Raw genomic sequence first — 8,189 nt, 5'->3', positions numbered from 1 at the left:
AGCTCGGTTGCCCCACCTGCCGATATGCCATCCCCAGATCCTCTTCAGATGTCTCTTAGAGAATCGCAGATTCGCGATTTACGCAAAGCCCTCGCAAGCGGGAGAGGTGCACCAAGCCCGGGGCCGCTTAATTCAACCTATTCTCATTCCGCTCTAACGCTGCCTTGGATCGAGCGCGTCACGTAGGCCGTCGCCGAGCAGGTTCAGCGACAGCACCACGAGGAAGATCGCAAGCCCCGGCCAGATCGCCATCCAGGGCGCCTGGGTCAGGAAACGCTGCGCTGCGTTGAGCATGCTGCCCCAGGACGGCGCCGGCGGCTGCTGGCCGAGGCCAAGGAAGGACAGCGCGGCTTCGGCGATGATGGCGGCGGCAATCGATAGCGTCGCCTGCACCAGCAGCGCCGGCAGGATGTTCGGCAGGATGTGCGAAAACGCGATCCGCCACGGCGGGTTGCCGAGCGCGCGCGCCGCCTCGACATAGTCCTCGGCCTTGACGTTCAACACCTGGCCGCGGGTCAGGCGGATGAAGATCGGGGTTGCCGAGATGCCGATCGCGATCATGGCATTGCCGAGGCTCGGACCGAGGAATGCGGCGAGCGCGATCGCCAGGATCAGGAATGGGCAGGCCAGCATCGCGTCGGTCATCCGGCTGATCAGCGCATCGACGAAGCCGCCGCGATAGCCGGCGAGCAGGCCGAGCGGAACGCCGACGCCCAGCGCGATCGCGACCGAGATGAGGCCCGCGAGCAGGGACGCGCGCGCGCCGTAGACGACGCGGCTCAGGATGTCGCGACCGAGCTCGTCGGTGCCGAACCAGTGTGCCGCGGTGGGCGGCTTGCGGACGAGGCCCCAGCTCGTCGCGATCGGATCGTAGGGCACGACGAACGGCGCGAGCAGCGCGAAGCCGACGAACAAGGTGATCATGACAAGTCCGAATACTGCGGCCTTGCGTTTGAACAAGCGCCGCCGGGCGCGACGCGCCGGGCTGTCCAGCTCGTCAGCTTGCGCGATAGGAGCGGCGGCGGGCAGGGCGGCATCGGTCATGAGTCTAGCCCCGCAGCCGCGGATTGACGAGGATGTAGGCGACATCGGCAACGAGATTGAGGGTAATGTAGACCGTCGCCGTCACCAGCACGACGCCCTGTACGACCGCGTAGTCGCGGTTGAATACGGCGTCCACGATCAGTTTGCCGAAGCCGGGAATGGAGAAGATCTGCTCGGTCAGAACCGCCCCCGACAACAGCGTGCCGAGCTCGAGCGCGCCGAGTGTGATGATCGGCGTGAGTGCGTTGCGCATGGCGTGCTTGAGGATGACCGAGCGTTCGGACAATCCCTTGGAGCGCGCGGTGCGGACATAGTCGCTTTCCAGCACCTGCAGCATGGCGCTCCGGGTGTGCCGCATCAGGACCGCGGAAATCGCGTTGCCGAGCACGAAGGCCGGCATGATGGTGGCGGCGAGGCTCGCGCGCCAGTTCTCGGTCAGCGGCACGTAGCCGGACGCCGGCAGCCAGCCGAGCTCGATCGAGAACAGGAAGATCAGCATGATGCCGAGCCAGAAATTCGGCGTCGAGATGCCCCACAGCGCGAACAAATTGGCGCCATAGTCCCAGACGGTGCCCCTTTTCACGGCGGAGACGATGCCGGCGGGAATGCCGATCAGGAGCGCGATCAACATTGCCATCGAGCCGAGCTGGAGCGTCACCGGCAGCTTCTGCGCGATCAGCTCGCGTACCGGCATCTTGTTGCGCAGCGATTCACCGAAATTGCCTGATAGAACGCCCTTAAGCCAATAGACGTACTGTACGGGGATCGGCTGATCGAGCCGGTATTGATGGCGGATCTGTTCGATTGCCGCGGGATCGCGCTCCTCGCCGGCCATCACCAGCGCGGGATCCCCCGGCAGCAATTGCTGGAGCGAGAAGATCAGCAGCGACACGAAGAACAGTGTCGGCACGATCTGCACAATGCGGCGGGCGAGGAAGTTCAGCATGGCGCCGGCCGGTTGTCGGGCGATGCCACGCTCACTTGAACTTCAGCCCGACCACGCGCACCAGCCCGTCGGGCATCTGCCTGTATCCCTGGAGCTTGGTCGTGTGCGCAATCAGAAGCGTGCGGTGGTAGATGTAGATGATCGGCAAATCGTCGAGCAGGATCTTGGTCATCTTCTCGTAGATCGCTTTGCGCTCCGCGACATTGGCGGTCAGCCTTCCTTCTTCCATCAGCTTGTCGGCCTCCGGATTCGAATAGACGCCATCGTTCTGCGGTGCCTTGCTGCGCATGAAGATATAGGAGTTGCCGTCGGGATCGATACGACCGCTCCAGTTGATCTGGAAGATCTGGAACTCGCCGGCCTGGGCCTGCTTGAAGGTGGTCGCGAATTCGACGACGCGGACCTTGATGTCGAAACCTGCTTCGGCCGCCATGGACTGCACGACCTGGGCGACGGCCTCGTACTCGGTCCCCTTCGGCACCATGTAGTCGACCGTGACGGGCAGGCTGACGCCAGCCTCCTTCAACAGCGCCTTCGCTTTTGCGATGTCGCGACCATGAAGGGGGAATGCCTTCTGGTAATAGGGATGCGTCGGGCTGATCCATTGATTGCCGGGGGTGAACTCGCCGTTGAACACGACCTGGTTGATCGCCTCGCGATCGATCGACAGATCGAGCGCCTGACGGACTTTCGCCGATTGGCTCAGCGGCCCCTTGGCCTTGTCATTGCCAATATTGATGGTCAGGCCGAGATAGCCCAGCTCAGGCGCCGTTGACAGCACGAGCTTGGGGTCGGCGCGGACGTCCTTGATGTCGGTGGCGAGCACGCGCTCGATCAGATCGAGCCCGCCGGACTTCAGGTTGGCAAGGCGCACCGTGGCATCCACGATCGGCAGGAACACGACGCGGTCGATATGGATGTTGTCCTTGTTCCAGTAATCGGCGAATCTCTCGAACACCATGCGGTCCTGCTGCACGCGCTCGACGAATTTGTAGGGACCGGCGCAGACCGGATGCAGGCCGAACTTGTCGCCGGCCTCCTTGGCGGCCTTCGGCGACACCATCATGCCTGAGCGGTCGGTCAGCTGGGCGATCAACGGCGAATAAGGCGTCTTGAGCACCAGCTTGATGGTCAGGGGATCGACCACCTCGACATGGTCGACGCTCGCGAGCTCGGACTTGCGGAACGAACCCGGCAGCGTCATGTGACGCTCGATCGAGAATTTTGCAGCTTCCGCGTCGAGCGGCTCGCCATCGTGGAATTTCACGTTCGGCCGGAGCTTGATCGTCATCTCCTTGCCGTCGGCCGAGGTCTCATGGGACAACGCGAGCTGCGGCACGATGTTGAGCTTCTCGTCGATGTCGAACAGCTTGTCGCAGAAGGCGGAGAATACGATGCGCCCGACATAGGTACGGCCGATGCTGGGGTCGAGGATATCAGGGTCTTCGCCGATGCCGATGCGAAGCGTGGTCTGGGCCTGGGCCTGGAGTTGGGCCGCGCCTATGAGCGACGTCAGCAATGCCGACGCCAGGAGTGCCAAACGCATAGGACTCATCGCTCTCAACCTCTGTTTTACGGCTATGCCGGGTTCGTCCCCAATGAACTAACCCCGCTGCCGCGGACTGCTTCCGGGCCGCCGCTAAAGGCGGCGACCAATTTTTCGAGAACCGGGGAGAAGCCGCCGTCCGTTGGGACGATTGCTTCGGACGACGGCAGTTCCGACGTTCGGTGGCATGCCGTTGCATGTCCGATGCCATCCTGCACGAGCTGAGGCATTTCGCTGCGGCAACGGTCGACCACGTAGGGGCAGCGGGTGTGGAAGCGGCATCCCGGCGGCGGATTGAGCGCGCTGGGGATCTCTCCCTGCAGCACAATGCGGCTGCGCTTTGCCCGCGGTTTAGGCACGGGAATCGCGGACATTAGGGCCCGGCTATAGGGATGGCGGGGCGCGGCAAACAGTGCGTCCGCCGCCGCCGTCTCGACGATCTGGCCGAGATTCATCACCGCCACGTGGTCGGCGATGTGCTTGACCACGGCGAGGTCATGCGAGACGAAAATGTAGGCCAGCCCAAGCCGATCCTGGAGTTCGCGCAGCAGATTGAGGATCTGCGAGCGGATCGAGACGTCGAGCGCCGAAACCGGCTCATCGCAGATGATCAGTTTCGGCTCGACCGCGAGCGCGCGGGCGATGGCGATGCGCTGGCGCTGGCCGCCGGAGAATTCGTGCGGGTAACGCCGCGCCAGCCGCGGCTCCAGCCCGACCAGCCGCAGGATCTCCTCGACGCGTTCGCGGCGCCGGGCGGGCGGCACCAGGTTGTGCAGCGCCAGCGGCTCGGTCAGGATCTGGCCGACGGTCATGCGCGGATTGAGCGAGGCGTAGGGATCCTGGAAGATGATCTGCGCCTCGCGGCGAAAGGCGCGCAGCGCGCCGGCGTCGAGCGAGAGCAGATCGCGGCCTTCGAAATGGATCGTGCCTGCATCCGGCTCGATCAGCCGCAGCACCAGGCGGCTGACGGTGGATTTGCCGCAGCCGGACTCACCCACCAGCGCCAGCGTCTTGCCGGCATCGAGCGAGAAGGAAACGCCATCAACGGCTTTGACATGCGCCAGCGCCCTTCCGAACAGCGAACGCTCGGCGACGAAATGCTTGACCAGGCCATCGACCTTGAGCAGCGCCATCACGACACCAGACGTTCGAGCGGCGCGCGGATGCAGCGCGAGAGGTGGCCGGGACTGATTTCGACCAGCCGCGGCGGCGCCTTGGTGCAGGCGTCCAGCACGAAGGGGCAGCGTGCGGCGAAACGGCATCCCGCAGGCGGCTGCATCATGTTCGGAACCATGCCCTCGATCGTGGCGAGCTGTTCGGCGCGATGGTCGAGCCGCGGGATCGAGCCGAGCAGGCCGACGGTGTAGGGATGCTGCGGCGCTGAGAACAGCTCGTCCACCGGCGCGCGCTCGACAATCTCGCCGGCATACATCACCGCGACCTCGTCGCAGACTTCGGCGACGACGCCCAGATCGTGGGTGATCAGGATGATGGCCGCGCCGCTCGCCGCCTTCAACTCGCGCATCAGCTCCAGGATCTGCGCCTGCAGCGTGACGTCGAGCGCGGTGGTGGGTTCGTCCGCGATCAGCAGCCGCGGGTCGCAGGCGAGTGCCATCGCGATCATGACGCGCTGGCGCATGCCGCCGGAGAGCTTGTGCGGATATTCGTCGATCCGCCGCTCGGGCGAGGGGATGTGGACGCGACGCAGCAGATCGATCGCCCGCTCGCGCGCACTCCTGCGCGAACCGCCGCGGTGGCGCAGAATCGTCTCGACGATCTGGTCGCCGATGGTGAAGCTCGGATTGAGCGAAGTCATCGGCTCCTGAAAGATCATCGCGAGCCGGTTGCCGCGGAGGTCGCGCAGCGTCTGGTCCGATGTCTTAAGCAGGTCGAAGCCGTCGAAGCGGATCGCGCCGGAGATCTCCGCGCTCTGCTTTGGCAGCAGGCCCATGATCGCCAGCGACGTCACGCTCTTGCCGCAGCCGGATTCGCCGACGAGGCCGAGCGTCGCGCCATGGGCGACGCTGAGATCGACGCCGTCGACCGCGTAGGTGAGGCGGCCGTCGTCGCCGTGAAAACGAATGCGCAGATCGCTGATCTCGATGAGCGGGCTCGGGTTCATGATCGTTTTGCGCGCGCTGCGGCGATGCTCGCGTCGATGACACTGCGATCGGTGTTGCCGGCTGGGTTCTGCCGCGTCGGCATGGAGGCGCGGAAGTGTACCCAGAGCTCGTGGCTGACCCGTTCGAGCCGCTCGAGCTCACCGAGCGGATCGGGATGATCGTCGGCGCGCAGGTCCAATGCCGGCCATTCCTCCTCGCCGTGGATCAGGAGCGCAGCGGATTGCTTGCCGCGCTTGTCGCCGCCGGCGGCTTCGCCCGCGCGCATCGCGGCGAGCAGGCGGCGCGGGAAGGGCAGGCTGTCATTGGCGATATAGGTTTTTGCGGTCTCGTCGAGCACATCGGCGCCCGCGAGCATGTTGCCGGCGATCGAGAAGCCGCTGCCGGCTATTTGGCCGCACCAGTCGACGCAATCGCGCCCGGTATGCGCGGCGATCGCGCCGCTGGCGTCCATGATGTGGATCTGGCGGCTCTCGCGGCCGTCATCGGTTGCGAGCAGGCTGGCGAGAACATCATGTGCGTTGAGGCCTTCGCGCAAAAGCTTGACGCCGTCGATGCCGTAATATGGATTGACGAAGGCTTGCGTCGCGATGGCGCCGAGGCCGGCGGCGATATAAGGCACGCGCGCGCCGACGGCGAAGAAGCGCGTGGCAACGGCGATGCCGAACTGGCCGGTAGCAGAATCGCGCGCGATGATCGACCAGGTCATGTGCTGCCTCTAGCGCCCTGCGGCGTAGCCCTGCATGCCGCGCGGATTGGCGGCAGCCCGGCGGCGCGGACCGACGCGCGAAGCCGCGGTGAGGCGGCCTTCCGACCAGCCGGGACCGACCTCGACGATATGTCCGCGTTCGCGAAGATTCTCGATCGTCGCCTTCGGCACGCGGTTCTCGACCACGAGCACGCCGGGGCGCGCGGTGCGGGGCCAGAACGAGATCGGAAAGTGCTCGGAATGCCAGGCCGGGGCGTCGATCGCCTCCTGGAGATTGAGGTTGCAATGGACGTGCCGCAGGAAAAACTGCGTGATCCATTGATCCTGCTGGTCGCCGCCGGGCGAGCCCCAGGCGAGATACGGCTCGCCATCGCGCAGCGCCATGCTCGGCGACAGCGTGGTGCGCGGCCGCTTGCCCGGCGCCAGCGAACTCGGTTGGTTCTCCTCCAAATCGAACATTTGTGCGCGGCTGCCGAGACAGAAACCCAGCTCGGGAATGACAGGTGAGGATTGCAGCCAGCCTCCCGACGGCGTCGACGACACCATGTTGCCGGCCTTGTCGATAATGTCGAAATGCACGGTGTCGCCGCGCACCTCGCCGAAGCGGCCCACCGTCGGTTCACCGGCGCCGAGCGCGCCGACGGCCTCGCGTTGGCCTTCGGCGCGGCGCAGCTTGACCACGCCGCCAAAGCCCTCGATCGCACCGGGCCGGAGATCGAGCGAGGCCTCGTCGGTGACGAGCTTGCGGCGCTCGTTGTTGTAGGCATCCGACAGCAGCGTTCCGATCGGGATCTCGCTGAACTTGGGATCGCCGTAGAATTTTTCGCGGTCGGCGAAGGCGAGCTTGGCGCATTCGATCTGGAGATGGATGAATTCCGGCCCCGTCGGGTCCAACCCATCGAGCGCAAAGCCCTTCAGCAGCGCGAGCTGTTGCAGCGTCACCGGGCCCTGGCTCCAAACGCCGGCCTTGCAGACGGTGTAGCGGCCATAATCGTAGGTGAGCGGGGCCTCGACCGTCGGCTGCCACCGCGCCATGTCATCGGCCGACAGCACACCGCGATGCGGCGAGCCGCTGACGTCCATCACCTCCTGCGTCCGGCAGAATTTGTCGATGGCTTCCGCGACAAAGCCTTGCGACCAGGCCTTGCGTGCACGCTCGATCTCGGCGTCCCGACCGCCGCCGCCGCTTTCGGCTTCGCTCAGGATCCGTGCGTAGGTCGCCGCAAGTGTCTTGTTGGTGAAGAGCGTTCCCGGTGTTGGCACTTCGCCGTTCGGGAGATAGACGGCGGCTGATGTCGGCCAGTGCGTGCGGAATAATTGCTCGACGGTCTGGATCGTGGCGCAGGCGCGCTCGACCAGCGGATAGCCGTCGCGCGCATAGGAGATCGCGGGCTCCAGCACGTCGCGCACGCGCATCGTGCCGTAGTCACGCAGCATCATCATCCAGGATTCGAAGGTGCCGGGGACGCAGGCCGCGAGCAGGCCGGTGCCAGGCACCATGTCGAGGCCTTCGCTCTTGTAATGCGCGATTGTGGCGCGGGCCGGTGCCGGACCTTGGCCGCAGATCACCTCGGTGCGGCCGCGCTTCACGTCGTGCACGATGATCGGAACGTCGCCGCCGGGGCCGTTCAGGTGCGGCTCGACCACCTGGAGCGTGAAAGCGGTGGCGACGCCGGCGTCAAAGGCATTGCCGCCCTTTTCCAGGGTGGCCATGCCGACGGCAGTCGCGATCCAGTGCGTGGTCGCGACGACCCCGAAGGTGCCTTCGATCTCGGGGCGTGTCGTGAAGGGATCGGGATTGACGATGCTGGCCATGGACTACCT

General features: G+C 65.3%; 7 protein-coding genes. All 7 read right to left on the bottom strand.

Features of this window, described 5'->3' with window-relative positions; translation table 11 throughout:
• Positions 1–153: 153 nt before the first annotated feature.
• From ABIB90_RS33910 to ABIB90_RS33880, 7 genes are read right to left on the bottom strand one after another with little or no spacing between them, the layout of a single operon-like run.
• Complete coding sequence (locus ABIB90_RS33910; protein ID WP_007593864.1) at positions 154–1,044, bottom strand: ABC transporter permease; 891 nt, start codon at positions 1,042–1,044, stop codon at positions 154–156.
• A 4-nt stretch (positions 1,045–1,048) separates the two neighbouring features.
• Positions 1,049–1,990, bottom strand: a complete 942-nt coding sequence (locus ABIB90_RS33905; RefSeq protein ID WP_354202246.1) for an ABC transporter permease — start codon at positions 1,988–1,990, stop codon at positions 1,049–1,051.
• Between the two features lie 31 nt (positions 1,991–2,021).
• On the bottom strand, positions 2,022–3,545 hold the full coding sequence (locus ABIB90_RS33900) for an ABC transporter substrate-binding protein (RefSeq protein ID WP_354202245.1): 1,524 nt from the start codon (positions 3,543–3,545) through the stop codon (positions 2,022–2,024).
• A 23-nt stretch (positions 3,546–3,568) separates the two neighbouring features.
• A complete protein-coding gene (locus ABIB90_RS33895; RefSeq protein WP_354202244.1) occupies positions 3,569–4,669 on the bottom strand; it encodes an ABC transporter ATP-binding protein in 1,101 nt (366 codons plus the stop codon).
• Positions 4,669–5,658 (bottom strand): ABC transporter ATP-binding protein, encoded by a 990-nt coding sequence (locus ABIB90_RS33890; RefSeq protein ID WP_354202243.1) that lies wholly within the window; start codon positions 5,656–5,658, stop codon positions 4,669–4,671. The genes ABIB90_RS33895 and ABIB90_RS33890 overlap by 1 nt, the downstream gene beginning before the upstream one ends.
• The gene (locus ABIB90_RS33885; RefSeq protein ID WP_354202242.1) at positions 5,655–6,365 is read right to left on the bottom strand and encodes a DUF1028 domain-containing protein; all 711 of its coding nucleotides are present in this window, start codon (positions 6,363–6,365) and stop codon (positions 5,655–5,657) included. The genes ABIB90_RS33890 and ABIB90_RS33885 overlap by 4 nt, the downstream gene beginning before the upstream one ends.
• 9 nt (positions 6,366–6,374) lie before the next feature.
• Positions 6,375–8,180: a gamma-glutamyltransferase family protein gene (locus ABIB90_RS33880; protein WP_354202241.1), complete on the bottom strand. Its 1,806-nt coding sequence runs from the start codon at positions 8,178–8,180 to the stop codon at positions 6,375–6,377.
• Between the last annotated feature and the right edge of the window lie 9 nt (positions 8,181–8,189).

Origin of the sequence: Bradyrhizobium sp. JR4.1, assembly GCF_040548605.1 — a bacterium.
Taxonomy (GTDB): domain Bacteria; phylum Pseudomonadota; class Alphaproteobacteria; order Rhizobiales; family Xanthobacteraceae; genus Bradyrhizobium; species Bradyrhizobium canariense.
This window is presented reverse-complemented; position numbering and strand designations above follow the sequence as displayed.